The sequence below is a fragment of the Streptomyces sp. NPDC037100 genome (genome assembly GCF_055606225.1).
The window spans coordinates 389,537-416,249 of record NZ_JBVJSX010000003.1 but is presented as its reverse complement, the minus strand read 5'-3'; the positions used below and the strand labels follow the sequence as shown (position 1 = coordinate 416,249).

The window sequence follows — 26,713 nt, the reverse complement described above, 5'->3', positions numbered from 1 at the left end:
CGACCCGCGCCCGACTCCGGAGCCCGCGCCCGTCCCCACGACCCGCGCCCGACTCCGGAGCCCGCGCCCGTCCCCACGACCCGCGCCCGACTCCGGAGCCCGCGCCCGTCCCCACGACCCGCGCCCGACTCCGGTGTCCGCCCCCGTCCTCAGGGCCGGCGAGGAGGCTGAAGTCCCAGCACCCGGTCCTTCAGCGCAGGGAACTGCTCCCGCGTGGTGGCGACCTTCCCCGGGTCGAACTCCACCGTGAGCACCTCCTCGTCGGCACCGGCCTGCGCCAGCACCTCACCCCACGGGTCGACCACGATCGAGTGACCGGCCTGCGGAATTCCGGCGTGCGTCCCGGCCGTTGCGCAGGCGAGGAGGAACGACTGGTTCTCCACGGCCCGTGCCTGGGCCAGCAGCGTCCAGTGGGAGCGGCGGCGCTCCGGCCAGCCCGCCGACACCACGAGCGTCTCGGCACCGGCGTCGACGAGACCGCGGTAGAGCTCGGGGAAGCGGAGGTCGTAGCAGGTGGACAGGCCCAGAGTCGTCTCGGGCAGACGCAACGTCACCAGTTCCGCGCCCGCGCCCATGAGCACGGCCTCGCCCTTGTCGAAGCCGAAGCGGTGGATCTTGCGGTAGGCGGCTGCCAGATCGCCGGAGGGCGAGAAGACGAGGGAGGTGTTGTAGAGCGGCCCGTCGGGGTCCCGCTCCGGGATGGAACCCGCGTGCAGCCACACGCCCGCGTCGCTCGCGGCCTTCGCCATCGCCTCGTACGTCGGCCCCTCGAGCGGCTCGGCCTCGCGCCCGAACTCCTCGTAGGCGAAGGCACCCGTGGTCCACAGCTCCGGCAGGACGACGAGATCGGCCCCGGCCTGCTCCCGGACCAGCGCCGTGACGCGTCGGCGGCGCGCTTCGACCGATTCGTCCTCGTTCACGGCAATCTGGATCACAGAGGCGCGCACACTACCACCGTCCTGGCATTCGAGCCGTCCACACGGGCCTACGATCGTCACACGAAAGCACTGCCGGGGTGCCTCACAGCAGCGTAACTTAGCTCGCAAGACGCCCGCCGACAGCCGCCACCTCCCACTGGCAACGCCGCCACCACCTGCCCGTGACCGAACCGCCGAGGGGTCCCGTTCCGTGAGTCTGCATCCCACCCTCCAGCCCTACGCCGACGCCTGGACCCACTCCATCGAAGCGATATCCGAGCTGCTCCAGCCGCTCCCGGAGGCCGAGTGGAACCGGCGGACGCCGTGCCCCGGGTGGTCGGTGCGGGACGTGGTCTCCCATGTCATCGGCCTGGACTGCGAGATGCTCGGCGACCCGCGCCCCATCCACAGCCTCCCGCGCGACCTCTTCCACGTCACCAACGAGCACCAGCGCTACATGGAGATGCAGGTCGACGTCCGCCGCCACCACACGGCACCGGAGATGACCTCCGAGCTGGAGTACGTGATCATCCGCCGCAACCGGCAGCTGCGGAACGAGTCGCGTGACCCGGGCACGAAGGTGCGGGGGCCGCTCGGCAGCGAGCTCACCCTGGAGGAGTCGATGCGGCGGCACGCGTTCGACGTGTGGGTGCACGAGCAGGATCTGCGCACGGCGCTCGGCCGCCCCGGCGATCTCGACTCCCCCGGCGCGCTGGTCGCCCGTGACGTGCTGCTCGGGGAGCTGCCGCGCGTGGTGGCCGAGGACGCGCAGGCACCGCGCAGCTCGGCGATCGTCTTCGACGTGCACGGCCCCGTCGAGTTCCTGCGCACGATCCGCGTCGACATCCAGGGCCGCGGCACCCTGGAGACGGCCCCGGCCCTCGGCCCCGCCGCGACCCTCACCCTCGACTGGGAGACGTACGTCCGTCTGGCCTGCGGCCGTGTGACCCCGGAGGCGGTCTCCGACCGCCTGAAGACGGAGGGCGACCCGGACCTGACGGCGGCCATCCTGAACAACTTCACGGTGACGCGGTAGGAGCCGACTGCGGGCGCCCCGCCCCGCTTGGCCGCGGGCACACGTGCCACTTGGCTGCGGACGCCCCGCCCCGCATGCCTGCGGACGCCCCGCCCCGCATGCCTGCGGACGCCCCGCCCCGCATGCCTGCGGACGCCCTGTCCCGCTTGGCTGCGGGCATGCGTGCCGCTTGGCCGCGGGCGCCCCGTCCCGCTTGGCCGCGGGCATGCCTGCCGCATGGCTGTCGGCGCCCCGCCCCGTCTGGCTGCGGGCATGCGTGCCGCTCAGCCGAGGACGCCCCGTCCCGCTTGGCCGAGGACGCCCCGCCCCGCTTCGCTGCGGGCACGCGTGCCGCCAGGGGCGGCGCGGGTGGGCGCAGCAGTACCCCGCTCCGCCGGGCGGGCCCGCCCGGCGGAGCGGCAGCAACAGCCCAGGGCCCCGAAAATCCCATGCACCGGCCCCACCCCGCCCGTAGCGTCCGCTCGCATGACCCCACCCCAGCGCACCCGCCTCACCTTCCACGGCCCGCTGTCCGAGACCCGGGCGGACGCCCTCGTGCGACGCCTCACCCGTCACCGGCCCACCACCGTCCTGGACATCGGCTGCGGCTCGGGCGAGCTCATGCTGCGCGTCCTGGCCGCCGCGCCGGAGGCGACCGGCACCGGCGTCGACCTCGACGCCGACGACCTGGCGCGCGGGCGGAAGGCCGCCGAAGAGCGCGGCCTGGCGTCCCGGGTCCGATTCGTGGAGGAGTCCGCCACCGGCACCAGCCGGGGCCCCGCCGACCTCGTCCTGTGCGTGGGAGCGAGCCAGGCCCTCGGCGACGAACTGCCGAGCGTGCTCAGGGAACTGCGCCGCCTGGTCACCGACCGCGGCCGCGTCCTGCTCGGCGAGGGCTTCTGGCAGCGCACCCCCACCCCCGACGAGCTGTCCAGGATGTGGCCGGACGCCGCGGCCACCGACCACCCCGACCTCGCGGCACTCGTCGGCCTGGCGATCGACGCGGGGTTCAGGCCGGAGTGGACGGAGACCGCGAACCTCGACGAATGGGAGGAGTTCGAGTCGGGCTACCTCGCGGACACCGAGGTGTGGCTCGCCGAGAACCCCGGCCACCCGCTCGCGGCCGAGACCCGTGAGCGCGCCGACCGGCACCGGGCCAGGTGGCTCACCTACCGCGGTGTCCTCGGCCTGGCCTACCTCACCCTCGTACCGGTGGCGGCCCGTTGAGCTACGCCGGCACGCGCACCGTCCGGTGGCGGCCCGCTGAGCTACGCCGGCACGTGCACCGTCCGGTGGCGGCCCGTTGAGCTACGCCGGCACGTGCACCGTCTCCACCCGGCTCGCCACCAGCCGTTCCCGCTCCCGCCGTTGCGCCCGCCTGCGCAGCCGCAGGATCTGGGAGATCCCGACCGCCTGGAGCACGAACACCACCGAGAAGGCCAGGGAGTAGTCGTCGCCGGTGGCGTCCAGGAGGACGCCGATCGCGAGCAGCGTGGTCATGGAGGCCACGAAGCCGCCCATGTTGGTGATGCCGGAGGCGGTGCCCTGCCGCTCGGGCGGGTTGGCCGGGCGGGCGAAGTCGAAGCCGATCATCGACGCCGGCCCGCACGCCCCGAGCACCGTGCACAGCACGATCAGCAGCCACATCGGGGCGCGGGGGCCGGGGTAGGCGAGGGTGACCGCCCACAGGGCCGCCGTCGCCCCTACCGTGCCGAGCGCGAGCGGCAGCCGGGCCCCGTGGTGCCGGGCGACGATCTGGCCGTAGACCAGGCCCACCACCATGTTCGACAGGACGACGAGGGTGAGCAGTTCACCGGCGACCGCCCGGGACAGCCCTTGCGCCTCGACGAGGAACGGCAGTCCCCACAGCAGCAGGAACACCATCGCCGGGAACTGGGTGGTGAAGTGCACCCAGAGGCCGAGCCGCGTCCCGGGCTCCCGCCAGGAGGCGGCGATCTGCCGCCGCACGTAGGCCGCGCCCTGGTGCGGAAGCGGCTCGGGCTCCTGGCCCTCCGGGTGGTCCTTGAGGAACAACAGCACCAGGACGAGCACCACGGCCCCGGCGGCCGCGCTGCCCGCGAACGCAGCCGTCCAGCCGATGCCGTGCAGCAGCCGGGCCAGCACGAGCGTGGAGACGAGGTTCCCGGCCATGCCCACCAGTCCCGCGAACTGGGCGACCAGCGGCCCGCGCCGGGCCGGGAACCAGCGGCTGCCCAGGCGCAGCACGCTGATGAAGGTCAGCGCGTCACCGCAGCCGAGCAGCGCCCGGGAGGCGAGCGCCGTGCCGTACGACGGGGAGAAGGCGAAGCCCAGTTGCCCGGCGGTGAACAGCACCGCGCCGAGCGCCAGCACCTTCTTGGTGCCGAGCCGGTCGACCAGCAGGCCGACGGGGATCTGCATGCCCGCGTAGACCAGCAGCTGGAGGATGGAGAAGGTGGACAGGGCCGAGGCGTTCACGTGGAAGCGGTCGGCGGCGTCGAGGCCGGCCACGCCCAGGGACGTGCGGAAGATGACCGCGACGAAGTAGACCGAGACGCCCGTGCCCCACACGGCCAGCGCCCTGCGGCCGCCCGGCGGGTCACCGGGAATCGCGGTGGCGCTCATCGGACCTCTCCCCGGGCCAGGTGCGAGAACCAGCCGATGTGCCGCCGGACGAGGCCGACGGCCGTCTCCGCGTCGTCGGAGCGCAGCGCGTCGAGGATCTCCGCGTGCTCGGCGAGGGTCTTGGCGACGCGGTCGGGGTGGGAGTGCATGATGGCGACGCCCATCCGGAGCTGGCGGTCGCGCAGCTGGTCGTAGAGGCGGGAGAGGATCTCGTTGCCGCCGCTGCGGACGATCTCGGCGTGGAAGCAGCGGTCGGTGACGGCGGCGCCGGCGAAGTCCCCGGCGGCGGCCTGCTCCTTCTGCCGGGCCAACAGCTCCTCCAGACGCTCGATGAGCCCGGCGGGCGCGGGCACGGCCTTGCGCGCCGCGTGCTCCTCGACGAGCAGCCGCGTCTCGATGACGTCGGCGATCTCCTGCGCGGAGACGGGCAGGACGAGGGCACCCTTCTTCGGGTAGAGCCGGATGAGCCCCTCGGCCTCCAGCCGGAGCAGCGCCTCGCGTACCGGCGTGCGCGACACTCCGACGGCTTCGGCGAGTTCGCCCTCGGTGAGGAGGGTCCCGCCCTCGTAGCGGCGCTCCAGGACGCCCTGTTTGACATGGGCGTAGACGCGGTCGGCGGCGGGCGGTTGCTTCACGGCCAAGGTCATGCGGACAGCATAGATACAACAGGTACGCATGAAGGGATACGTCCAATATGCGGACTTGAATGTCACACATCTGTGGCAAAGGAGGGATCCCCCTCGGCAACAGCACAACCACGTGTGCTAGTTACGAGTCAGACACGTGCGGCCCCTTTCCCCTCGTCCTCAACTCGGCCGCACCGTTGGGGCATTTCGACGCAATCGGGGTACTTGACTTGATAACCGGCATTAAGGGCACTCGTCTCCGCAGAGCCGCGGCCGTCGCCGTCACCACCGGTGCCATGCTCGCGACCGGTGCCCTCACCGTCGCGCCGGCGCAGGCCGCCTCGGCGCCCTCCATCGCCGCCAAGGGCGGCTACGTGATGAACAACGCGACCGGCAAGTCGCTCTACACCAAGGCGGCCGACACGCGCCGCTCGACCGGCTCGACCACCAAGATCATGACCGCACTGGTGGTGCTGAAGCAGTCGAACCTGAACATGGACAGCAAGGTCACGATCCAGAAGGCGTACAGCGACTACATCGTCGACAACAACTACGCGTCCAACGCGAAGCTGATCGTCGGCGACAAGGTCACCGTCCGCCAGCTGCTGTACGGGCTGATGCTCCCGTCCGGCTGCGACGCCGCGTACGCGCTCGCCGACAAGTTCGGCTCGGGCTCGACGCGTTCGGCGCGCGTGAAGTCGTTCATCGGCAAGATGAACACCACCGCCAAGAACCTGGGTCTGAAGAACACCCACTTCGACTCCTTCGACGGCATCGGCCACGGCGCCAACTACTCCACGCCGCGCGACCTCACCAAGCTCGCCAGCGCGGCGATGAAGAACTCCACGTTCCGCACGGTCGTCAAGACCAAGAAGTACACGGCGAAGACGACCACCAAGACCGGCGGCACGCGGACGATGAAGCCGTGGGAGAACACCAACCCGCTGCTCAGCAGCTACAGCGGCGCGATCGGCGTGAAGACCGGCTCCGGCCCGGAGGCGAAGTACTGCCTGGTCTTCGCCGCCACCCGCAACGGCAAGACGGTCATCGGCACGGTCCTCGCCTCGACCGGCCCGGACGCCCGCAAGGCGGACGCGACGAAGCTGCTCAACTACGGCTTCACCAGGTAGGACGACACAAGCAGGACGACGAAGGGGGCTCCACCGCACTCCGCGGCGGAGCCCCCTTCGTCATACGGTCGCCTCCGTCACACGGCGAGGCCGACCGGCTCGTGCCATCCGACGTCCTGCGCGCTGCGCAGGACGTCCCGGACCCGGGCCGGGATCGGGTTGTTCGCGTCGGCGTACGCCTGGGGCAGGACATGGGACAGCGGCAGGGCGGCGACACCCGAGCGTGGTGGGGCCGAAGTTGTCGGAGAACGCCGTGACGCCCAGCTCGTACTGCAGGGCACGGATCAGGGCGTACAGGGTCGCCCAGTCGGCCTCGCCGGTCTCCAGCACGGTCGTGCCGGTACGGCGAACCGCTGGTTCACCCCCGCACGGACGCCGGCGGCCCCCCGCCCACAAGGGGGGGGGGGCCGCCGCAGTCGGCTCACGCCCAGGTGATCAGGCGCTTCGGCTGCTCCAGGATCGCCGCCACATCCGCCAGGACCTTCGAGCCCAGCTCACCGTCGACCAGGCGGTGGTCGAAGGACAGGGCCAGGGTGGTGACCTGGCGGGGCTTCACCTTGCCCTTGTGGACCCACGGCTGCGGCTTGATCGCACCGACCGCGAGGATCGCGGACTCGCCCGGGTTGAGGATCGGCGTGCCCGTGTCGACGCCGAAGACGCCGACGTTGGTGATCGTCACCGTGCCGCCCTGCATGGCCGCCGGGGACGTCTTGCCGTCCCTGGCCGTCGCCACCAGCTCGCCCAGCGACCGGGCCAGCTGCGGCAGCGTCTGGGCGTGGGCGTCCTTGATGTTCGGCACGATCAGGCCCCGCGGGGTCGCGGCCGCGATGCCCAGGTTCACGTAGTGCTTGACCACGATCTCCTGGGCGGCCTCGTCCCAGGACGCGTTGACGTCCGGGTTGCGCCGGATCGCGACCAGCAGCGCCTTGGCGATCAGCAGCAGCGGGTTCACGCGCAGACCCGCGAACTCCTTGTCGGCCTTCAGCTCCTCGACCAGCTTCATCGTGCGCGTCACGTCGACCGTCACGAACTCCGTGACGTGCGGCGCGGTGAACGCCGAGCCGACCATCGCCGCCGCCGTCGCCTTGCGGACACCCTTGACCGGGATACGGGTCTCGCGCGTGGTGTCGTACGACGTCGGCGCCGGCGCCACGGCGGGGGCGGGCGCGACCTGCGGCTCGGTGGCCGCCGGTACGGCGGCGGCGACCGCCGCGTGCACGTCCTCGCGGGTGATGATGCCGTCCGGGCCGGTCGGGACGACCGTCGTCAGGTCGACGCCCAGGTCCTTGGCGAGCTTGCGGACGGGCGGCTTGGCCAGCGGGCGCTCCCCGCCCGCCGGGGCGGCCGGAGCTGCAGGGGAGGGCGCTGCCGGGGCGGGCGCTGCCGGGGCGGGCGCTGCCGGGGCCGTCGGCGTGTGGCCGTTCAGCTCCGTCCGGATCGCCGTCGAGGCCTGCTGGACCGGAACCTCCGGGCCCTTGCGGGGGCGGCGGCGGGTGGACGAGGTCGCCACCCCGTACCCCACCAGGACCGGCTGACGTCCCGACCCCGCCGCCTTCGGCTCCTCGGCGGGAGCCGCTGCCGCGGGCTGCGCGGCGGCGGGCTGCTCAGCTGCGGGCGCGGGTGCGGCGCTGCCGCCGCCCACGTCCACCGCGATGATCGCCGTGCCCACGTCGACCGTGGTGCCCTCGGGGAAGTGCAGGTCCCGGACCACGCCGTCGTACGGAATGGGCAGCTCGACGGCCGCCTTCGCCGTCTCGACCTCGCAGACCACCTGGCCGTCGGTGACCGTGTCGCCGGGCTGGACGTACCACTTGAGGATCTCGGCCTCGGTGAGTCCCTCGCCCACGTCGGGCATCTTGAACTCGCGCACGGACGCTTCCGTCATCGTCGTCACGACCCTCTCCTCAGTACGCCAGCGAGCGGTCGACGGCGTCGAGTACCCGGTCCAGGTTCGGCAGGTACTCCTCCTCCAGGCGGGCCGGGGGGTACGGCGCGTGGTAGCCGCCGACCCGGAGCACCGGGGCCTCCAGGTGGTAGAAGCAGCGCTCGGTGATCCGGGCGGCGATCTCCGCGCCCGAGCCGAAGAACACCGGGGCCTCGTGGACGACGACCAGGCGGCGTGTCTTCTCCACCGACGCCTGGATCGAGTCGAAGTCGAGCGGGGAGACCGAGCGCAGGTCCAGGACCTCCAGGTTCTTGCCCTCCTCGGCGGCCGCGTCCGCGACCTCCTGGCAGAGCTTCACCATCGGCCCGTAGGCCGCAAGGGTGAGGTCGGTGCCCTCGCGGACCACCTGGGCCTTGTGCAGCGGGCCCGGGATCGCCTCCGCGTTGACCTCGCCCTTGTCCCAGTAGCGGCGCTTGGGCTCGAAGAAGATCACCGGGTCGTCGCTCTGGATGGCCTGCTGCATCATCCAGTACGCGTCCGAGGCGTTCGACGGGCTGACGATCTTCAAGCCCGCCACGTGCGCGAAGAGCGCCTCGGGGGACTCGGAGTGGTGTTCCACCGCGCCGATGCCGCCGCCGTACGGGATGCGCACGACGACCGGGAGCTTGACCTTGCCCAGCGAGCGGGCGTGCATCTTCGCGAGCTGCGTGACGATCTGGTCGTACGCCGGGAAGACGAAGCCGTCGAACTGGATCTCCACCACCGGGCGGTAGCCGCGCAGGGCCAGGCCGATCGCCGTGCCGACGATGCCCGACTCGGCGAGCGGGGTGTCGATGACGCGGCTCTCGCCGAAGTCCTTCTGCAGGCCGTCCGTCACCCGGAAGACGCCGCCGAGCTTGCCGACGTCCTCGCCCATGATCAGGACCTTGGGGTCGGACTCCAGGGCGCGGCGCAGCGACTCGTTGATCGCCTTGGCCAGTGCCATCTTGTCGGCCATCTCAGTTACCCCCCTCGTCGGCGAACGACGCCTGGTAGGCGGCGAACTGGGCGCGCTCCTCGTCGACGAGCGCGTGTCCGTCCGCGTAGGCGTTCTCGAAGATCGCGAAGTGGTCCGGGTCCGGCATGGCACGGACCGCCTCGCGCACTCGTTTGCCCAACGCCTCGGACTCGGCCTCCAGTTCCTCGAAGAATCCCTCGTCCGCGTGGTTTGAGGCCTCCAGGTACCGGCGAAGGCGCAGGATCGGGTCCTTGGCCTCCCAGGCCTGGCGTTCCTCGTCGCCCCGGTAGCGGGTGGGGTCGTCGGAGGTGGTGTGGGCACCCATGCGGTAGGTGAACGCCTCGACGAGGGTCGGGCCCTCGCCGCTGCGGGCCCGCTCCAGGGCCCACCGGGTGACCGCGAGGACACCGAGCACGTCGTTGCCGTCCACCCGGACGCCCGGGAAGCCGAAGCCCTGGGCGCGCTGGTAGATCGGGACGCGGGACTGCTTCTCGGTGGGCTCGGAGATGGCCCACTGGTTGTTCTGGCAGAAGAACACGACCGGGGCGTTGTACACCGCGGAGAAGGTGAAGGACTCGGCCACGTCGCCCTGGCTGGAGGCGCCGTCGCCGAAGTAGGCGATCACCGCGCTGTCGGCACCGTCCTTGGCGACGCCCATCGCGTAGCCGGTGGCGTGCAGCGTCTGGGAGCCGATGACGATCGTGTACAGCTGGAAGTTGTTGCTGTTGGGGTCCCAGCCGCCGTTGTTCACGCCGCGGAACATCCCGAGCAGGTTGGCCGGGTCGACGCCGCGGCACCAGGCCACGCCGTGCTCGCGGTAGGTCGGGAAGACGTAGTCGTCCTCCCGGGTGGCCCGGCCGGACCCGATCTGGGCGGCCTCCTGGCCGAGCAGTGACGCCCACAGGCCCAGCTCGCCCTGGCGCTGCAGGGAGGTGGCCTCGGCGTCGAAGCGGCGGGTGAGCACCATGTCGCGGTAGAGGCCGCGGAGCTCTTCCGGAGTGATACCGGCGACGTACTTGTCGTACTCGGCGTTCTTGACGCGCTTGCCCTCGGGCGTCAGCAGCTGCACGAGCTGGGGCTCGGTGCTCTTGGCGTCCTTCTTGGCAGGCGTGCGGGTGGTGCGCTTGGTGCCGGTGGTGCCGGCCTTGCTTCCGGCGCTGCGTCGCGGTGTGCGCGCGGCAGTGCTCTCCACGGTCACGTGTGCTCCTCCGTCGGTCCGGCCCCCGGGGTTGCCGGTAGGCCAGTGCGGCTCACCTGAACTCGACCACCGGGGCACGGGGTGGGTGCCACTCGGCCGGGAACAGGCGTGACAGGTGCCCCGGCGAGCGCCCTGCAGAAGGCACGTTACCCAGTGCGCCACATTTCTGTGAAACCTCACCTGACCTGCGATTTTGCTTGGATATCCAAGTAAATCGGAAAGGCGTGGAATGGCCCTGGTCACAGCCTTGCAGGAGGCCGGAGCTACCGCACGTTAACCCGGTGACCCAGGTCACGGGAAGAGTCCTCTTTTCGGCGCGCCCAAAACGGCACGCGCGCGTGGGCCCCGTTCCCGGGTCCCACGCGCGCGTGGATCATGCCGTTGAGCAGCGGGATCAGCCTTCGCCGTCGCCCGCGCCTCCCACGATGCCCTCCGTGGTGCCGCCGCCGTCGGCACCGCCGGTGTCGTCGGTCGGGGTGCCCGGGTCCGTGGGCTCCTCGTCCGTCGGTTCGCCGGTCGGCTCCGCGCTGGTCGGCGCGCCCGTCGGCTCGCCGGTGGGCGAGGCGGGAGCACTCTGCGAAAACGTGGGGGACGGCTTGTAGGTCGGCGTCCAGTTGCCGTTGCCCGAGCCGGTGCCGGTCCCGGTGTCCGTTTCCGTGTCGGTCGGCTCGCCGGGGTCGTCCTCGCTCGGGGTCTCGCTGGGCGTCTTCTTCTCGGTCGTCTGCGAGGTGGTCGGCTTCTGCTCCTTGCTCGGGTCGTCCTTGTCGCCGCCGGTGTTCTGCAGCGCCAGGGCGACACCCGCGGCGATGGCGATCACCGCGAGCACGGCGAGGATCCAGAGCTTGCCGCGGCCGCTGCCCTTGTTGCCGTGGCCCTCGAAGCCGCCGTCGTCCCCGCCGCCGTAGCCGCCGGGCAGGATCGGCGAGGGGATCTGCGTGGTGCCGGAGACGTCCCCGGGGTGCCCCATCACGGCCGTCGCACCGGCGAAGCCGCCCGAGGGGGTCTTCCGGCCCTCGTGCATGCCGACGGGGCCGGTGTTCCAGGTGCCGGTGTGGCCGCCCTGGTCGTAGAGCATCTGGAGCGCGTACTGGACCAGCCCGCGCATCTCCTCGGCCGTCTGGAAGCGGTCGTCGGGCTCCTTGGCGAGGGAGCGCATGACCATGCCGTCCAGCTCCGGCGGGCAGGCGTCGGAGGCCTCGGACGGCGGCGTCGGGATGTCCTGGACGTGCTGGTAGACCACCGACAGCGGGGTCTCGCCGGTGAACGGCGGGCGCAGCGCGAGGAGTTCGTAGAGCAAACAGCCCGTGGCGTACAGGTCGGAGCGGTGGTCGACGGCCTTGCCGAGGGCCTGCTCGGGGGAGAGGTACTGCGGGGTGCCCATGACCATGCCGGTCTGCGTCATCGTCGTGGACGCGCCGTGCAGGGCGCGGGCGATGCCGAAGTCCATCACCTTCACGGCACCGTTGTGCGTGATGATGACGTTGGCGGGCTTGATGTCGCGGTGCACGATGCCGTGCTGGTGCGAGTAGGCGAGCGCCTCCAGGACACCCGAGACGATGATCAGCGCCTGCTCCGGGCCGGGGGCCTCCGCGTTCAGCAGCAGGTCACGGATGGTGCGGCCCTCGACCAGCTCCATCACGATGTAGGGCACGGACTGGCCGCCGACGAAGTCCTCGCCGGAGTCGTACACGGCGACGATCGCGTGGTGGTTGAGGCCGGCCACCGACTGGGCCTCGCGTGTGAAGCGCGCCTTGGACACCGGGTCCTCGGCGAGGTCGGAGCGCAGCAGCTTGACCGCGACCGTGCGTCCGAGACGGACGTCCTCGGCTGCGAACACCTCGGCCATGCCGCCCCGGCCGAGTCTGTGGGTCAGCCGGTACCGGCCGTCCCCGACCAGTCCGCCGTTCCCCCAGGACTCCGGCGCCTCCGACATGCCGCCGCCAGTGCCCTCGGGGTCGGACGGGCCCTGAGCGCGCTGCTGCTGTGCCATCAGTCCTCGCCGTCGTTTCTGCCCGCGGTGCGCGCGGTGTTGTTACGGTCTCCGTCGGCCACGCTACAGCCTCCGCGCAAGCCTCCGGCCCGAGAAGGGGCACCGGGACCGGCACGAGACGGACCGGCCATGAAACCTTCACTCCTTACCGTCGTGCAAATTCTGTGTCCCGCCCGTACGTCCCCGGTAACGCTTCCGCGACGCTTCTTTCGCGTACGGTCACGGAACGGGCACCGAGCTTGACGTGTCAGTGCCCTGGGGCAGACTTGGCCGGGAATGGCGGTTTGGATCAACGACGGATCTGCGGCGGATCAGCGCAAGTCGGCGGCGCCTCAAGGGCTACGGGGGAAACGGAACATGAGCCAGGACGGCGCACAGGGCCAGTACGCGGGGCGGGCGCTCGCCGGTGGCCGCTATCAACTGCGTGACCTCCTCGGCCAGGGCGGCATGGCCTCGGTGCACCTCGCGTACGACAGCGTGCTCGACCGGCAGGTCGCCATCAAGACACTTCACACGGATCTCGGACGGGAACAGGCCTTCCGCGAGCGGTTCCGCCGCGAGGCCCAGTCCGTGGCCAAGCTCACGCACACCAACATCGTGTCGGTCTTCGACACCGGCGAGGACACCCTCGACGGTATGACGACGCCGTACATCGTCATGGAGTACGTCGAGGGCCGCCCGCTCGGCTCGGTCCTCGACGAGGACGTGCGGCAGCAGGGCGCGATGCCCGCCGACAAGGCGCTGAAGATCACCGCGGACGTGCTGGCCGCGCTGGAGATCAGCCACGAGATGGGCCTGGTCCACCGCGACATCAAGCCGGGCAACGTGATGATGACCAAGCGCGCCGTGGTCAAGGTCATGGACTTCGGCATCGCGCGCGCCATGCAGTCCGGTGTGACGTCGATGACGCAGACCGGCATGGTCGTCGGAACCCCGCAGTACCTCTCGCCGGAGCAGGCCCTCGGCCGCGGTGTGGACGCCCGCTCCGACCTGTACTCGGTCGGCATCATGCTGTTCCAACTGGTGACCGGGCGGCTGCCGTTCGAGGCGGACTCGCCGCTGGCCATCGCGTATGCGCACGTCCAGGAGGAGCCGCCGGTTCCGTCCTCGGTCAACCGCTCCCTGCCCCCGGCGGTGGACGCGCTGATCGCCCGCGCGCTCAAGAAGAACCCGAACGAACGCTTCCCCAGCGCCGAGGCCATGCGGGACGAGTGCCTGCGGGTGGCCGCGTCCTTCCAGGCCGCGCCGCCGAGCATCGTCCCGGGCACCCAGGCCCCCAGCGGCGCGGGCGTCGGCTCGGCCGTGTTCCCGCCGGTCGACCAGGCGACCCCGGCGCCCTCGGGCCAGGTGCAGACGCCGTACCAGCCGGCCCCGCCCCCGAACCCGTACGGCGCGCCCTCCCCGACGGGGCCGAACCCGGCGTACGGCTATCCGCAGCAGGGCGGCTACCCGACGCCGTCCCCGGCGGGGTACTCCCCACAGCCCGGCCCGTCGACGCCGCCGCCGTACAACCTGTCGCCCCAGACCACGGCCGCCTCCTCCGGCGGCGGCAGGAACAACAAGCCGGTGATCATCGGCTCGGTCATCGTGTCCGTCGTCGCGGTCGGCGGCCTCGTCACGGCGCTGCTGCTGAACGGCGGCAGCGAGGACGACAAGGGAGGCGGCGGCACCGGCGCGAGTGCCTCGGCCTCGGCGGAGAAGAAGCCCGGCTACCGCGGCCCGGACACCGCGAAGACGATCGACACCGAGGAGTGCACGGAGCCGCGGGAGTCGTACAACGACCCCGACAAGATCCAGATCCCGGACTTCAAGTTCAAGAACATCAAGTCGGTCAAGGCCTGTCTGCAGGCGGCCGGCTGGGAAGTGAACGAGAAGAAGGTCGACGAGAACACCTACGGCGACGGCACGGTCATGAACCAGTTCCCGTCCGCCGACACCGACGTCGACCCGAAGGACATGCCCGAGATCGAACTCAGCGTCTCGACGGGCAACCCGCCCTCCTGAGGTCCCCCGACGCGCGGAAGGGCCCGGCGGCTTCGCCGGGCCCTTCCGTCCGTGCGGCTTGTGACCTTCCCAGGTCCTACAGACTCGAAGAGGCCGTCGTACCCGCCCGATACCGCACGACCGTCCCAGGTCCTGTGGCCTCGGTCGCGCGGCCGTCCCGGTCCTGTGCCGTCCCAGGTCCTGTGGCGGCCTCGGTCCCGCGGCCGTCCGGTCCTGTGGCCGTCCCAGGTCCTGTGGCCTCGGTCCCGCGGCCGTCCCGGTCCTGTGGCCGCCTACAGGTAGGGGCCGCCGGACCGGCCGCCCGGGTGCTGCTCGTCGAGGCCGTCGCCGACTCCCGGCGGGAGGGCGCGGCGCATCTGCTCCAGCTGGGCACGCGCCGCCATCTGCTGGGCGAACAGCGTCGTCTGGATCCCGTGGAAGAGCCCCTCCAGCCAACCCACGAGCTGGGCCTGCGCGATGCGCAGCTCCGAGTCGCTGGGAGTCGTCTCGTCCGTGAACGGCAGGGAGAGCCGCTCCAGCTCCTCGACCAGCTCGGGCGCCAGACCGTCCTCCAGCTCCTTCACCGAGCTGGCGTGGATGTCCTTGAGCCGGACGCGGCTGGCCTCGTCGAGGGGAGCCGCGCGCACTTCCTCCAGCAGCTGCTTGATCATGCTGCCGATCCGCATGACCTTGGCGGGCTGCTCCACCTGTTCCGTGACCGGGGTCTCGCGGGAGTCCTCGTCTGCGCTGCCGCCACCGAGCGCCATGCCGTCCTGGCCCACGACCAGGATCTGCGGGTTCTCCGGCGACCTTTCGTTCCTCGGCATCTCCATGTCGCCATTCTGTCGCACGCCTGCATCTCACCTCCGTGGTGCCCCCACAGGAGGCTGATCCACCGCGCTGGAGGAGACGAGTCGGTCACGCTTCGGGTTGCTCCGGCGGGGGCGGTTCCTCCTCGCGGGCGAATCGGAGCAGGCGGGCCTCGCAGTGGTCCGGCCCCCGGATTGTGCAGCGATTCCGTCCGTCGGCCGAACCCGGAGTGCCGGGACTGCGGGGCGGTGTGAGGCTGATTGCCATATATGACCGAACTTGCCGTTCTGCCCTACCGGGCACGGCGGGAGGGGGTCACCCCCGTGACTCCATGGCTACGCGCGCTGCGGGCGACGGGACTGGTCCTCGCCCTGGGGGCCGGCGCGGCCGTCTCACCCTTCGGATCCGTCCCGTCCTACGGGGCTGTCCGCACGTACGACGAGGAGGCGGTCTCGGCGGAGCCGGCGCAGGCGGGGTCCGGGACCCTCACCACCCCGTCGCCCGGGCCCGCCTCCGCCGACCCGCCCGCCCCGCCCCCGGCGTCCCGGCCGACGGCGTCGTCCCGGACGGCTTCGTCGTCCCGGTCCGCCCCGTCACCCCTGGCTGCTCCGTCGCCCCGGGCGGCTTCGTCGGCCCGGTCCGCCCCACCACCCCTGGCTGCTCCGTCGCCCGAGGCGGCTTCGTCGGCCCGGGCGGCTTCGTCGGCTGCGGCAGCCGTGGCGCCCCCTTCCGACGCCGGTGAGCCCTCGCGGGCCGGGAGCAGGGCGGGAGAGGGCCGGGTGCGGCCCGGGCGGCCGGAGGAGTCAGGGGAGGGGCCGGGCCTCTCCGACGCCACGGCCCTCCCCGACGAGCCGCAGGTGACCGACCCGGTACCCGCGGCTCCGTCGCACCAGCCCGTACGAGAGGCCGCGACCGCGGAACGCCCCGTCGGCCAGGTCCTGCGCATCCTGCCCCTGGGCAGCGGCCTGGTCCTGATCGGCCTGGGACTGGCCCTGGCGTTCGTGGCGCTGCGGCTGCGGCGGGTCTAGGTGTGCCCAGGGGCGGGCCGGGCGAGTGTCAGGCTGCCTGAGGGGCGATCAGCAGCACCTTCCCGATGTGGCCGCTCTCCTCCACCACCCGGTGCGCGGCGGCGGCGTCCCGCATCGGGAGTTCGCGGTCGACGACCGGGCGAAGGTGGCCCCCCGCGAACAAGGGCCATACGTGTTCGCGTACTGCCGCGACGATGGCGGCCTTCTCCTCCCGGGGCCGGGCCCGCAGGGACGTCGCGCTGATGGCGGCGCGCTTGGCCAGCAGGGCGCCGATGTTCAGCTCGCCCTTCACGCCGCCCTGCATGCCGATGATCGCGAGCCGGCCGTTGACGGCGAGGGCCTTGACGTTGCGCTCCAGGTACTTGGCGCCCATGTTGTCGAGGATGACGTCGGCACCGGCGCCGTCCGTCGCCTTCCTGACCTCCTCGACGAAGTCCTGCTCGCGGTAGTTGACCAGGATGTCGGCGCCCAGCTCGGCACACCGCTCCAGCTTCTCCTTCGTACCGGCCGTCACGGCCACCCGCGCGCCGACGGCCTTGGCCAGCTGGATCGCCATCGTGCCGATGCCGCTGGAGCCTCCGTGCACGAGGAGCGTCTCGCCGGGCCGCAGATGGGCGATCATGAAGACGTTCGACCAGACGGTGCAGGCCACCTCGGGCAGTGCCGCGGCCTGCGTCAGGCCGACGCCCTCGGGCACGGGCAGCAGTTGCCCGGCCGGGACGGCCACCTTCTCGGCGTAGCCGCCGCCGGACAGCAGCGCGCACACCTCGTCACCGACGTTCCAGCCGGAGACGCCGGTGCCGACCGCGGCAATCCGCCCGGAGCACTCCAGGCCGGGGTACGGGGACGCGCCGGGCGGTGGTTCGTAGAAGCCCTGCCGCTGCAGGATGTCGGCCCGGTTGACGGCGCCGGCCGCCACCTCGACCAGGACCTCGCCCTCGCCGGGCACGGGGTCCGGGACCTCGTCCCAGACCAGCGCCTCGGGCCCACCAGGTTCGGGAATCGTGATCGCATGCATGCAAGGGACCGTACCCGTCGGTCCCGGGACCGAGTCCGCTCCGTCCCGAGGTCCTCCCCGCCTCCGCCCTTGGACCGGTCCCGCAGAAAACCCGTGTGCGTCACCGATGAGTTTGCGCGACGGTAAAGGTCTCTCCATGCGTAGCCCAAGCACGCGGAAGGACCCGAAGCATGAGCACGCAGATGTCCGGCCTGGCGATCGAGACCGCGGGCCTGGTGAAAACGTTCGGCGAGACGAGAGCCGTCGACGGCGTCGACCTGTCCGTGCCCGCGGGCACGGTCTACGGCGTCCTAGGCCCGAACGGCGCCGGCAAGACCACCACCGTGAAGATGCTCGCCACACTCCTGCGGCCGGACAGCGGCGAGGCGCATGTCTTCGGTCACGACATCGTCCGCGAGGCGGACGAGGTACGCGGCCGGGTGAGCCTCACCGGCCAGTACGCGTCGGTGGACGAGGACCTCACCGGCACCGAGAACCTGGTCCTGCTGGGCCGGCTGCTCGGCCACCACAAGAAGGCCGCCCGCGAGCGCGCCGCCCAGCTCCTGGAGGCCTTCGGGCTCACGGACGCGGCCCCGAAGCAGGTCAAGCACTACTCCGGCGGCATGCGGCGCCGCATCGACATCGCCGCGTCCATCCTCAACACCCCCGACCTGCTGTTCCTCGACGAGCCGACCACCGGCCTGGACCCGCGCAGCCGCAACCAGGTCTGGGACATCGTGCGGGCCGTCGTCGCCCAGGGCACCACGGTGCTGCTGACCACGCAGTACCTGGACGAGGCCGACCAGCTGGCGTCCCGGATCGCCGTCATCGACCGGGGCAAGGTGATCGCCGAGGGCACCAAGGGCGAGCTGAAGTCGTCCGTCGGCGCCGGGTCCGTCCATCTGCGCCTGCGCGATCCCGACCAGCGCGATCTCGCGGCCGACCTGCTGCGCCGTGCCCTCGACGCACAGGTACAGCCGGAGCCCGACCCGGTGGCCCTCACCGCCCGCCTCAGCTCGGCGGCGAGTGACGACTCCGCGGCCGAGCAGTCCGCCCGTGCCCTGAGCGAACTGGCCCGCGCGGGGATCACCGTCGACAACTTCTCGCTGGGCCAGCCCAGCCTGGACGAGGTCTTCCTCGCCCTCACCGGGCACGACACGCACGACTCCGCCCAGTACTCCGACGACCCGAAGGACGAGGTGGCGGCATGAGCACCACGACGACCACCGAGAGCAAAGAGCTCGCCCCGGTCAGCGCCGAGTCCCTCGCCGCACTGCTGGTCGCCAAGGAGAGGCCGCCGCGGCCCAGCGCGTGGTCGGCCTCGATGACCTTCGGCTGGCGGGCGATCCTCAAGATCAAGCACGTGCCGGAGCAGCTCTTCGACGTCACGGCGTTCCCGATCATGATGGTGCTGATGTACACGTATCTGTTCGGCGGGGCGCTGGCCGGCTCGCCGAAGGAGTACATCCAGTTCCTGCTGCCGGGCATCCTCGTGATGTCGGTCGTGATGATCACGATGTACACGGGTGTCTCCGTGAACACCGACATCGAGAAGGGCGTCTTCGACCGGTTCCGCAGCCTGCCGATCTGGCGGCCGTCGACGATGGTCGGCTATCTGCTCGGTGACGCCCTGCGGTACACGATCGCCTCGGTCGTGATGCTCACCGTCGGCATCATCCTCGGCTACCGGCCGGACGGTGGGGTCGCCGGTGTGCTCGCCGGGATCGCCCTCCTGGTGGCCTTCTCGTTCGCCTTCTCGTGGATCTGGACGATGTTCGGGCTTCTGCTGCGCACCGAGAAGTCGGTGATGGGCGTCAGCATGATGGTGATCTTCCCGCTCACGTTCCTGTCCAACGTGTTCGTGGATCCGAAGACCATGCCGGGCTGGCTGCAGGCGTTCGTGAACAACAGCCCCATCACGCATCTGGCGTCGGCTGTGCGGGGCCTGATGGGCGGCGACTGGCCGGCCGACGAGGTCGCCTGGTCGCTGGGCTGGGCGGCCCTGTTCGTGCTGGTCTTCGGGCCGGTCACGATGCGGCTGTACAACCGCAAGTAGCCCTCGCGGCGAGCTTCCGGCCGGCCGTCGCGCACCGGGGCGGGTGCGGGGCGGCCGGCCCTCGCGCACCGGGCGGGTGCGGGGCGGCCGGCCCTCGCGCACCGGGCGGATGCGGGGCGGCCGGCCACTCTGCCCGTCAGTTGTTGCGGGGCGGCCGGCCGCTCTGCCCGTCAGTTGTTGCGGGGCATCGGCGGCATCGGGCGGATGTCCGGCGCGACCTGGGTGGCCGGGGTCGCGCGCACGATCGTGATGAGGCGGTCGGCCAGCTCCAGCCGTCCGACGGACGGATCGTCGTAGCCGAGGACCCGGTGTCCGCGTATGACGCTCACCACCAGGTCGGCGACCTCCCGCGGCGTCTTGCCCACCTCGGCCTTCACCACCGGCCGTTCCACGATGTCGAGCCCGCTGCCCTGCTGGATGAGGTCCTCCATCACCATGCCGGCGGAGGGGCTGAGCACGGACAGGCCGAGCAGCCGGCCGGCGGCACTGGCGCTGGTGACGACCGCGTCGGCGCCGGACTGCTTGAGCAGCGGGGCGTTCTCCTCCTCCCGCACGGTGGCCACGATCTTCGCCCCGCGGTTGAGCTGGCGTGCCGTCAGCGTCACCAGGACCGCGGTGTCGTCGCGCTGGGTCGCGATGATGATCTGACGCGCCTTGTGCACCTCGGCCTGCGTCAGCACCTCGCTTCGGGTCGCGTCCCCGACGATGCCCGCGTAGCCCTCGGCGGTCGCGGCGTCGATCACCTTGGAACTGGGGTCGACCACGACCACCTGCTCCTTCCTCAGGCCCGTCGCGCAGACGGTCCGGATCGCCGACCTGCCTTTCGTGCCAAAGCCGATGACGACGGTGTGATCGCGCAACGTGGACCTCCAGCGGGTCAGTCGCCATTCCTCCCGGGTGCGTTCGGTGAGGGCTTCGAGGGTGGTGCCGACCAGGATGATCAGGAAGAGCACCCGCAGGGGCGTGATGACGAGGATGTTGGTGAGCCGGGCGCTTTCGCTCGCGGGGGTGATGTCACCGTAGCCGGTGGTCGAGAGCGTGACGGTCGCGTAGTAGAACGCGTCGAGGAGGCTGATGCCACCACCCGCGTTGTCGTTGTAACCGTCGCGGTCGGCGTAGACGATCAGCGCGGTCAGGACGAGGACGAACAGCGCGATGGAGAGCCGCTTGGCGACCTGGCGGATCGGGTGCTCCACCACTTTCCTCGGGAGTTTCACCCGATGGGTCACCAGATGCTCGTCGGCCTGGCGGGCGATCACGTCCTGGCCCGGAAGTTTCACGTGAAACACACCCCGATTCCCCCGGACGCCCAGGGCAGGTCGAGCAGTTCCGCCTCCTGCCCCGGACGGGCGCCGCCCGGCGGGACCACGGCCAGCGCGTCGGCCGCCGCGATACCGCGCAGCATGGCCGGGCCGTTGTAGTGCAACGGCACGGCCTCGTCGCCGCGCAGGACGACGGGGACGAGCCGGGTGTCGTGCGGGTGCCCGTGCACGGCGTCCCGGAGCGGCATCGTGTACGGCTCGGGAGCCGGGCGCGCCGCGAGGACCCGCAACAGGGGCTCGGCGAGCGTCAGCAGGCCGGAGACGGCGGCGAGCGGGTTGCCCGGAAGGCCCACGAGGTGCTGGGTCTGCGTGATGCGGGCCAGCAGCATGGGGTGGCCGGGGCGCACCTTGACGCCGTCGACGAGGAGCTCGGCACCGAGCCGGCGCAGCGTGGGGTGCACGTGGTCGACGGGGCCCGCCGCGGTGCCGCCGGTGGTGAGGATGACGTCGGCCCCGGACGCGGTGACGGCCTCGTGCAGGGCGTCGGCGTCGTCACGGATGCGCCGGACGGCGGTGACCTCGGCGCCGAGCGCCCGCAGCCAGGGCGGCAGCATCGGGCCGAGCGCGTCCCGGATCAGACCGTCGTGCGGCAGGCCCTGGGTGAGCAACTCGTCACCGAGGACCAGGACTTCGGCACGGGCGCGGGGGACGGCGGTGACGGCGTCGTATCCGGCCGCCGCCGCGAGTCCGAGAACGGCCGGGGTGACGAGCGTGCCGACGGCGAGGAGCTGGTCGCCGGTACGGCATTCCTGGCCGCGCGGGCGGATGTCCTGGCCGGGGACGACGTCCCTGGTCGCGTACAGGCGGCCCTTGTCGTCGGTGCGGCCGTGCTCGCTGCGCAGGACCGCGGTGGTGTCCGGGGGGATGCGGGCGCCGGTGGCGATCCGGACGGCCTCGCCGTCGGTGAGGGACCCCGGCGCGGCATGCCCGGCGAGGACGCCCTCGTCCCGTACGTGCCAGGGGGCGGGGCCGCACACCGCCCAGCCGTCCATCGCGGAGGTGTCGAAGGAGGGGAGGTCGGTGAGGGCGTCGAGCGGGGCGGCGAGGGTCAGGCCAAGGGCGGTGTCGAGGGGCGCGGAGACGGGGGCGCGGCGGGCGGCCCGGGCGGCGTCGCGGCCGGCGCGCTCGGCCAGGGCCCGGGCTTCGGGCCAGGGGGTGGCGCGGTGGCGGGTGTCGGGCCGGGCGGAGGGATCCGGCTGGTGGGAGGAGTGGGCGCTGTCCGTCTCGCCCCGCGGCGCGGGGTCGGGCGGGTGGTTGCCGTTGCTGTTCCTCACGAGCGCGAGCACCTCCTCGACGTCGAGGTCCTCGGCGTCCTCACCGGCAGGGGCGTGGTGCGGGGTCATCCGGCGTCCGGGCGGGTGTCGGGCGTGGCGTCGGGGGCCACGTCGCCCTGAGGCCCGCCGGCGGCGGGCTCGGCCTCGGAGGTGCTCTCCTGCGCCCAGCGGTCGGCGAGGGCCGCGGCCTTGCGGGCCGCCTCGGCGACCGCCTCGGGGCCTCCTCCCGCCTGCGCGGCCGCGTAACCGACGAGGAAGGTGGTCAGCGGCGCCGCGGGCCGGGCCACCCCGTGGGCGGCGTCGCGGGCGAGGTCGAGCAGGCCGCGGGTGTCGACATCGAGGTCGATCCCCAGTTCGTCCTTGACGGCGGAAATCCATTCATCCAACACGTGCCCATGCTCCCTGATACGTGCCCTGGCGGTGGCGATGTCGTCCCAGGTGTCGCAGTCGAAAGACGCGACGGGGTCGGAGATGCGGGTGAGGTCCAACTCGGCGGTGAGGCGCCGCAGGGGGAGACCGGCGAGAGCGCCGTGCCGGGCGCCGAGGCGCGCGAGCTCCTCGCGCAGCCGCGGCGCGCGGTAGGCGGCCACGAGCGGCTGGTCACGGCCTCCGGGGTCGGTCAGCAGCACGCCGTCAAAGCCGCTCGCCCGCAGTGCGCTCAGCAGACGGCCCACCGTCGGCTCCTGAAGGAACGGCAGGTCGGCGGAGAGCACGGCGACGTGCTCGGCCGTGGTGTGGCGGAGTCCGGCGTCGAGCGCGGCGAGCGGTCCGCCGCCGGGCGGGTCCTCGCGGGCCCAGGTCACGGGCCGTGCGGTCGGCCGGGGCGCGGCGACGACGACGGTGGTGCGAGCGGTGGCGCAGGCCGCGAGCACCCGGTCGAGCAGGGGCCGTCCGCCCACCCGCACGCCGGGCTTGTCCGTGCCGCCCAGGCGCCGGGCGGCACCGCCGGCGAGTACGACGGCGTCGTACCGGGCGGGGCCGGACCCGTGCGCGGGGCCGGTGGCGGCACCGGGTTCACCGGGGGACTCGTAGGCGGTCACCCCCCGAGTATGCGTGCCCCCGCGATCACACGGAACGCGGGGGAAGCGACACGATCACGAACACCGGCTCGGACGAGGAACAGGAATCACAGCGTCCGCAGCAGCACCGCCGGCTGTTCCACGCAGTCCGCGACGTACCGCAGGAAGCCGCCCGCCACGCCCCCGTCGCACACCCGGTGGTCGAAGGTGAGCGAGAGCTGGACGACCTGCCGCACCGCCAGCTCGCCCTCGTGCACCCACGGCTTGGGGACGATGCGGCCGACGCCGAGCATGGCGGCCTCGGGGTGGTTGATGATCGGGGTGGAACCGTCGACGCCGAAGACACCGTAGTTGTTCAGCGTGAAGGTCCCGCCGGTGAGTTCGCCCGGCGTCAGCGTCCCCGTCCGGCCCGCCTCGGTCAGCCGGGCGAACTCGGCGGTCAGAGACTCGGCGTCGCGCGCGTGGGCGTCCCGTACGACCGGGACGACCAGGCCCCGGTCGGTCTGCGCCGCGAACCCCAGGTGCACGTGGTCGAACTGGACGACCTCCCTGGCCTCCGCGTCGACCGTGGAGTTGAGCTCGGGGAAGCGGGCGAGGGCCGCGGTGCAGATCCGGGCCAGCAGGGCCAGGAGGGAGATCTTCGGTCCGCCGGCCGCGTTCATGGCCGCGCGCGCCCGCATGAGCTCCGTGGCGTCCGCGTCCACCCAGCAGGTGGCGTCGGGGATCTCGCGGCGACTGCGCGCCAGCTTGTCGGCGACGGCGCCCCGGATGCCCTTGAGCGGGGTGCGGATCTCGCCGGGTGCCGCTGTCGCGGAGAGTCGACGGGATACGGGGGCCGGGCTCGGTGCCTGCGGCACGCGCGGGTGCGATTCGGCCGGCGCTGCCGCCGGGGCGCCTTGGCCCGCGACGCGCAGGGCGTACTCCACGTCCGCCCGCAGGATCAGCCCGTCGGGGCCGGACCCGGTCAGTTTCCGCAGGTCGAGGCCGTTCTGTCGCGCCAGTCGGCGCACCAGGGGTGAGATCACGGGCACCGGACCGTCGTCCGGGGCGGTGCCGTCGGCCCGCCCGTTCACGGTCGTCTCGGGGCCACCGGCCTGCGCCTGCGCGCCGGCCGGGGACACGGCGGCGTCCGCCCGCCCGTTCAGCGGCCCGGCGGCACCGGCCTGACCGGCTGTCGCGGACGCGCCCGACAGCGGCCGCTCCTGCCGAACCCGGCGGCGCCGCGCGGGCGCCTCGGAGGTGCCGTAGCCGACCAGGACGTTGCCCGACCCCTCGGAGCCGGTGTCGTCGGCGCCGGAAGCGGGCCGCTCCCCCACGGCCACGGTGATCAGCGGAGCCCCGACGGGCAGTTCCGTGCCCTCCTCGCCGAAGCGGGCCGTGACCACACCGCCGTAGGGGCACGGCACCTCGACCATCGCCTTGGCCGTCTCGACCTCCACGACCGGCTGGTCGATCGCGACGACGTCGCCGACCTCGACCAGCCAGCGCACGATCTCCGCCTCGGTGAGCCCCTCACCGAGGTCGGGCAGCTTGAACTCGAGCACCTGTGCCATCAGCTCTCGGCCTCCCACTGCAGACGCCCCACGGCGTCCAGGATCCGGTCCACACCGGGCAGGTGGTGACGCTCCAGCATCGGCGGCGGATACGGGACATCGAACCCGGCCACCCGCAGCACCGGCGCCTCCAGGTGGTGGAAGCAGCGCTCCGTGACCCGGGCCGCGATCTCCCCGCCCGGGCCGCCGAAGGAGCCCGACTCGTGGACGACGACCGCGCGTCCCGTCCGCCGCACCGAGGCGCACACCGTCTCGTCGTCGAACGGCACCAGGGAGCGCAGGTCGACGACTTCGAGGTCCCAGCCCTCGGCCCGGGCCGCCTCGGCGGCCTCCATGCAGACCGGTACGGACGGCCCGTAGGTGATGAGCGTGGCGCTGCGCCCCGAACGCCGCACCACGGCGCGGCCGATCGGCTCGACGGGCGCCGGCTCCTCGGGGTTCCAGGAGTCCTTCGACCAGTACAGCCGCTTCGGCTCCAGGACAACGACCGGGTCGTCGGAAGCGATGGCGGCGCGCAGCAGCCCGTAGGCGTCGGCGACCGTGGCGGGCGTGACGACATGGAGCCCCGGAGTCGCCATGTAGTACGCCTCGGAGGAGTCGCTGTGGTGCTCGACGCCGCCGATGCCGCCGCCGTAGGGGACGCGGATGGTGATCGGCAGGGGCATCCTGCCGCGGGTGCGGTTGCGCATCCGGGCCACGTGCGAGATGAGCTGCTCGAACGCCGGGTAGGCGAACGCGTCGAACTGCATCTCCACGACCGGCCGGAGCCCGTACATGGCCATGCCGACCGCGGTGCCGAGGATGCCGGCCTCGGCGAGCGGCGTGTCCGTGCAGCGGTCCTCGCCGAACTCCTTGGCGAGTCCGTCGGTGACGCGGAAGACGCCGCCGAGGGTGCCGACGTCCTCGCCCATGACGTGCACGGCGGGGTCGGCGGCCATGGCGTCGCGCAGCGCGCGCGTGAGGGCCTGCGCCATGGTGGCCGGCTTGACGGCGACGGTGGTCATCGGTGCGTGCCCCCCTCCGGAGCGGCGTCGGCCTCGGCCTCCAGCTCGGCCCGCAGCTGGTCGCGCTGCTCGCGCAGTTGCCCGGTGGGCTCGGCGTAGACGTGGGCGAACAGGTCCATCGGGTCGAGCACCGGGTCCTGGTTCATGTGCTCGCGCAGGGCCGCGGCCATGGTCTCGGCCTCCTGGCGGGCGGCCTCGATGCCGGCCTCGTCGAGCAGACCGCGCCCGGTCAGCTCGCGCTCCAGCAGCCGGATCGGGTCGTGCTCGCGCCAGGTCTCGACCTCGGCGTCGCCGCGGTAGCGGGTCGCGTCGTCGGCGTTGGTGTGGGCGTCGACGCGGTAGGTGATCGCCTCGACGAGGGTGGGTCCGCCGCCCGCCCGGGCGTGGCGTACGGCGTCGGAGAGCACCTCGTGCACGGCGGCGGCGTCGTTGCCGTCGACCAGGCGGCCGGGCATGCCGTAGCCGACGGCCTTGTGGGCCAGCGACGGGGCCGCGGTCTGCTTGGCGAGCGGCACGGAGATCGCGAAGCCGTTGTTCTGCACGAAGAAGACGACCGGGGCCTGCCAGACGGCGGCGAAGTTCAGCGCCTCGTGGAAGTCGCCCTCGCTGGTGCCGCCGTCGCCGACCATGGCCAGCGCGACCACGTCGTCGCCCTTGAGGCGGGCGGCGTGCGCGAGGCCGACGGCGTGCGGAAGCTGGGTGGCGAGCGGGGTGCACAGGGGGGCGACCCGGTGTTCGTAGGGGTCGTAGCCGGTGTGCCAGTCGCCGCGCAGCAGGGTGAGCGCCTCGACGGGGTCCACTCCCCGGGCCACCACGGCGAGCGTGTCGCGGTAGCTCGGGAAGAGCCAGTCGCGCTCCTGAAGGACCATGGCCGCGGCGACCTCACAGGCCTCCTGGCCGGTGGTGGAGGGGTAGACAGCGAGACGGCCCTGCTTGGTGAGGGCGGTGGCCTGCGCGTTGTAGCGGCGGCCCTTCACCAGCTGCGCGTACAGCGTCCTCAGCAGCTCGGGGTCGGCCTTCGCGGCCGCCTCGGTGCCGAGGACGCGGTACGGCTCGGCGTCGGGCAGCAGCGGCGCGGGATCCGTCCGGGGCTGCCAGGCGGGCGGCGGGGTCGGCTTGTACGCGCCCCGCTGCTCCATGACCGTCATGACGGCACCTCCTCGTGGGAGCGGCTCGAAGAGGCGCGTCGGCTGTGACCCGCCTCACCTACCGATTGTTCGGTCGACGGCACATTTTGGCTATGGGTGACCTCAGGCTGTGGACAAACGGTTCTCCACAGCCTGAGATGGACGCAGTACGTCCATG

General features: G+C 72.3%; 24 protein-coding genes. 7 read left to right on the top strand and 17 right to left on the bottom strand.

Features of this window, described 5'->3' with window-relative positions:
• Positions 1–149: 149 nt before the first annotated feature.
• Positions 150–947 (bottom strand): carbon-nitrogen family hydrolase, encoded by a 798-nt coding sequence (locus tag ACZ7EG_RS11920; protein WP_471075855.1) that lies wholly within the window; start codon positions 945–947, stop codon positions 150–152.
• Positions 948–1,128: 181 nt separating this feature from the next.
• Here ACZ7EG_RS11920 and ACZ7EG_RS11915 point away from each other — a divergent pair, with 181 nt between their 5' ends.
• Both ACZ7EG_RS11915 and ACZ7EG_RS11910 read left to right on the top strand, forming a co-directional pair.
• A complete protein-coding gene (locus ACZ7EG_RS11915; RefSeq protein WP_471075852.1) occupies positions 1,129–1,953 on the top strand; it encodes a maleylpyruvate isomerase family mycothiol-dependent enzyme in 825 nt (274 codons plus the stop codon).
• A gap of 465 nt (positions 1,954–2,418) precedes the next feature.
• Complete coding sequence (locus tag ACZ7EG_RS11910; RefSeq protein WP_471075849.1) at positions 2,419–3,159, top strand: SAM-dependent methyltransferase; 741 nt, start codon at positions 2,419–2,421, stop codon at positions 3,157–3,159.
• 81 nt (positions 3,160–3,240) lie between these two features.
• Here ACZ7EG_RS11910 and ACZ7EG_RS11905 read toward each other — a convergent pair whose 3' ends face one another.
• Together ACZ7EG_RS11905 and ACZ7EG_RS11900 are read right to left on the bottom strand one after the other, a co-directional pair.
• Complete coding sequence (locus ACZ7EG_RS11905; protein ID WP_471075846.1) at positions 3,241–4,536, bottom strand: MFS transporter; 1,296 nt, start codon at positions 4,534–4,536, stop codon at positions 3,241–3,243.
• Complete coding sequence (locus tag ACZ7EG_RS11900; protein ID WP_471075843.1) at positions 4,533–5,183, bottom strand: GntR family transcriptional regulator; 651 nt, start codon at positions 5,181–5,183, stop codon at positions 4,533–4,535. The genes ACZ7EG_RS11905 and ACZ7EG_RS11900 overlap by 4 nt, the downstream gene beginning before the upstream one ends.
• Before the next feature lie 209 nt (positions 5,184–5,392).
• Between ACZ7EG_RS11900 and ACZ7EG_RS11895 the strand changes: the two genes are divergently transcribed.
• Positions 5,393–6,292 carry a D-alanyl-D-alanine carboxypeptidase family protein gene (locus ACZ7EG_RS11895; protein ID WP_471075840.1) on the top strand — a complete coding sequence of 300 codons (900 nt, stop codon included), beginning with the start codon at positions 5,393–5,395 and terminating at the stop codon, positions 6,290–6,292.
• 77 nt (positions 6,293–6,369) lie between these two features.
• Here ACZ7EG_RS11895 and ACZ7EG_RS11890 read toward each other — a convergent pair whose 3' ends face one another.
• The 5 genes from ACZ7EG_RS11890 to ACZ7EG_RS11870 form a co-directional block, all read right to left on the bottom strand.
• Entirely contained in the window at positions 6,370–6,573 is a 204-nt protein-coding gene (locus ACZ7EG_RS11890) for a hypothetical protein (RefSeq protein WP_471077100.1), read from the bottom strand.
• Positions 6,574–6,713: 140 nt separating this feature from the next.
• Positions 6,714–8,186 carry a dihydrolipoamide acetyltransferase family protein gene (locus ACZ7EG_RS11885; protein ID WP_471075837.1) on the bottom strand — a complete coding sequence of 491 codons (1,473 nt, stop codon included), beginning with the start codon at positions 8,184–8,186 and terminating at the stop codon, positions 6,714–6,716.
• 10 nt (positions 8,187–8,196) lie between these two features.
• Positions 8,197–9,174, bottom strand: a complete 978-nt coding sequence (locus ACZ7EG_RS11880; protein ID WP_062928023.1) for an alpha-ketoacid dehydrogenase subunit beta — start codon at positions 9,172–9,174, stop codon at positions 8,197–8,199.
• Between the two features lies 1 nt (position 9,175).
• Positions 9,176–10,372 (bottom strand): pyruvate dehydrogenase (acetyl-transferring) E1 component subunit alpha, encoded by a 1,197-nt coding sequence (gene pdhA / locus ACZ7EG_RS11875; RefSeq protein WP_471075833.1) that lies wholly within the window; start codon positions 10,370–10,372, stop codon positions 9,176–9,178.
• A gap of 394 nt (positions 10,373–10,766) precedes the next feature.
• Positions 10,767–12,362 (bottom strand): protein kinase domain-containing protein, encoded by a 1,596-nt coding sequence (locus ACZ7EG_RS11870; RefSeq protein WP_471075830.1) that lies wholly within the window; start codon positions 12,360–12,362, stop codon positions 10,767–10,769.
• Positions 12,363–12,719: 357 nt separating this feature from the next.
• On the opposite strand from ACZ7EG_RS11870, the gene ACZ7EG_RS11865 reads away from it, so the two are divergent.
• Positions 12,720–14,366, top strand: coding sequence for a protein kinase domain-containing protein (locus ACZ7EG_RS11865; protein WP_471075827.1), 1,647 nt, complete (start codon positions 12,720–12,722; stop codon positions 14,364–14,366).
• A gap of 272 nt (positions 14,367–14,638) precedes the next feature.
• Here ACZ7EG_RS11865 and ACZ7EG_RS11860 read toward each other — a convergent pair whose 3' ends face one another.
• Both ACZ7EG_RS11860 and ACZ7EG_RS11855 read right to left on the bottom strand, forming a co-directional pair.
• Positions 14,639–15,178 (bottom strand): bacterial proteasome activator family protein, encoded by a 540-nt coding sequence (locus tag ACZ7EG_RS11860; RefSeq protein ID WP_351632447.1) that lies wholly within the window; start codon positions 15,176–15,178, stop codon positions 14,639–14,641.
• Between the two features lie 392 nt (positions 15,179–15,570).
• The gene (locus ACZ7EG_RS11855; protein ID WP_471075823.1) at positions 15,571–15,990 is read right to left on the bottom strand and encodes a hypothetical protein; all 420 of its coding nucleotides are present in this window, start codon (positions 15,988–15,990) and stop codon (positions 15,571–15,573) included.
• Positions 15,991–16,012: 22 nt separating this feature from the next.
• On the opposite strand from ACZ7EG_RS11855, the gene ACZ7EG_RS11850 reads away from it, so the two are divergent.
• Complete coding sequence (locus ACZ7EG_RS11850; RefSeq protein WP_471075820.1) at positions 16,013–16,183, top strand: hypothetical protein; 171 nt, start codon at positions 16,013–16,015, stop codon at positions 16,181–16,183.
• 28 nt (positions 16,184–16,211) lie between these two features.
• Here ACZ7EG_RS11850 and ACZ7EG_RS11845 read toward each other — a convergent pair whose 3' ends face one another.
• Entirely contained in the window at positions 16,212–17,201 is a 990-nt protein-coding gene (locus ACZ7EG_RS11845; protein ID WP_471075817.1) for an NAD(P)H-quinone oxidoreductase, read from the bottom strand.
• 170 nt (positions 17,202–17,371) lie between these two features.
• Between ACZ7EG_RS11845 and ACZ7EG_RS11840 the strand changes: the two genes are divergently transcribed.
• Both ACZ7EG_RS11840 and ACZ7EG_RS11835 read left to right on the top strand, forming a co-directional pair.
• Positions 17,372–18,391 carry an ATP-binding cassette domain-containing protein gene (locus ACZ7EG_RS11840; protein WP_471075814.1) on the top strand — a complete coding sequence of 340 codons (1,020 nt, stop codon included), beginning with the start codon at positions 17,372–17,374 and terminating at the stop codon, positions 18,389–18,391.
• Positions 18,388–19,236 carry an ABC transporter permease gene (locus ACZ7EG_RS11835; protein WP_471075811.1) on the top strand — a complete coding sequence of 283 codons (849 nt, stop codon included), beginning with the start codon at positions 18,388–18,390 and terminating at the stop codon, positions 19,234–19,236. The genes ACZ7EG_RS11840 and ACZ7EG_RS11835 overlap by 4 nt, the downstream gene beginning before the upstream one ends.
• A 170-nt stretch (positions 19,237–19,406) precedes the next feature.
• Here ACZ7EG_RS11835 and ACZ7EG_RS11830 read toward each other — a convergent pair whose 3' ends face one another.
• The 6 genes from ACZ7EG_RS11830 to pdhA (ACZ7EG_RS11805) all read right to left on the bottom strand — a co-directional run bounded on the left by ACZ7EG_RS11830 (position 19,407) and on the right by pdhA (ACZ7EG_RS11805) (position 26,556).
• Positions 19,407–20,516 (bottom strand): potassium channel family protein, encoded by a 1,110-nt coding sequence (locus tag ACZ7EG_RS11830; RefSeq protein ID WP_471075808.1) that lies wholly within the window; start codon positions 20,514–20,516, stop codon positions 19,407–19,409.
• On the bottom strand, positions 20,513–21,901 hold the full coding sequence (locus ACZ7EG_RS11825) for a molybdopterin molybdotransferase MoeA (RefSeq protein ID WP_471075805.1): 1,389 nt from the start codon (positions 21,899–21,901) through the stop codon (positions 20,513–20,515). Before ACZ7EG_RS11825 ends, ACZ7EG_RS11830 begins: the two co-directional genes overlap by 4 nt.
• Complete coding sequence (locus tag ACZ7EG_RS11820; RefSeq protein WP_471075802.1) at positions 21,898–22,872, bottom strand: NTP transferase domain-containing protein; 975 nt, start codon at positions 22,870–22,872, stop codon at positions 21,898–21,900. The genes ACZ7EG_RS11825 and ACZ7EG_RS11820 overlap by 4 nt, the downstream gene beginning before the upstream one ends.
• A gap of 86 nt (positions 22,873–22,958) precedes the next feature.
• Positions 22,959–24,404: a dihydrolipoamide acetyltransferase family protein gene (locus ACZ7EG_RS11815; protein WP_471075799.1), complete on the bottom strand. Its 1,446-nt coding sequence runs from the start codon at positions 24,402–24,404 to the stop codon at positions 22,959–22,961.
• Positions 24,404–25,408 carry an alpha-ketoacid dehydrogenase subunit beta gene (locus ACZ7EG_RS11810; RefSeq protein ID WP_471075796.1) on the bottom strand — a complete coding sequence of 335 codons (1,005 nt, stop codon included), beginning with the start codon at positions 25,406–25,408 and terminating at the stop codon, positions 24,404–24,406. Before ACZ7EG_RS11810 ends, ACZ7EG_RS11815 begins: the two co-directional genes overlap by 1 nt.
• Positions 25,405–26,556: a pyruvate dehydrogenase (acetyl-transferring) E1 component subunit alpha gene (gene pdhA / locus ACZ7EG_RS11805; protein ID WP_471075794.1), complete on the bottom strand. Its 1,152-nt coding sequence runs from the start codon at positions 26,554–26,556 to the stop codon at positions 25,405–25,407. The genes ACZ7EG_RS11810 and pdhA (ACZ7EG_RS11805) overlap by 4 nt, the downstream gene beginning before the upstream one ends.
• Between the last annotated feature and the right edge of the window lie 157 nt (positions 26,557–26,713).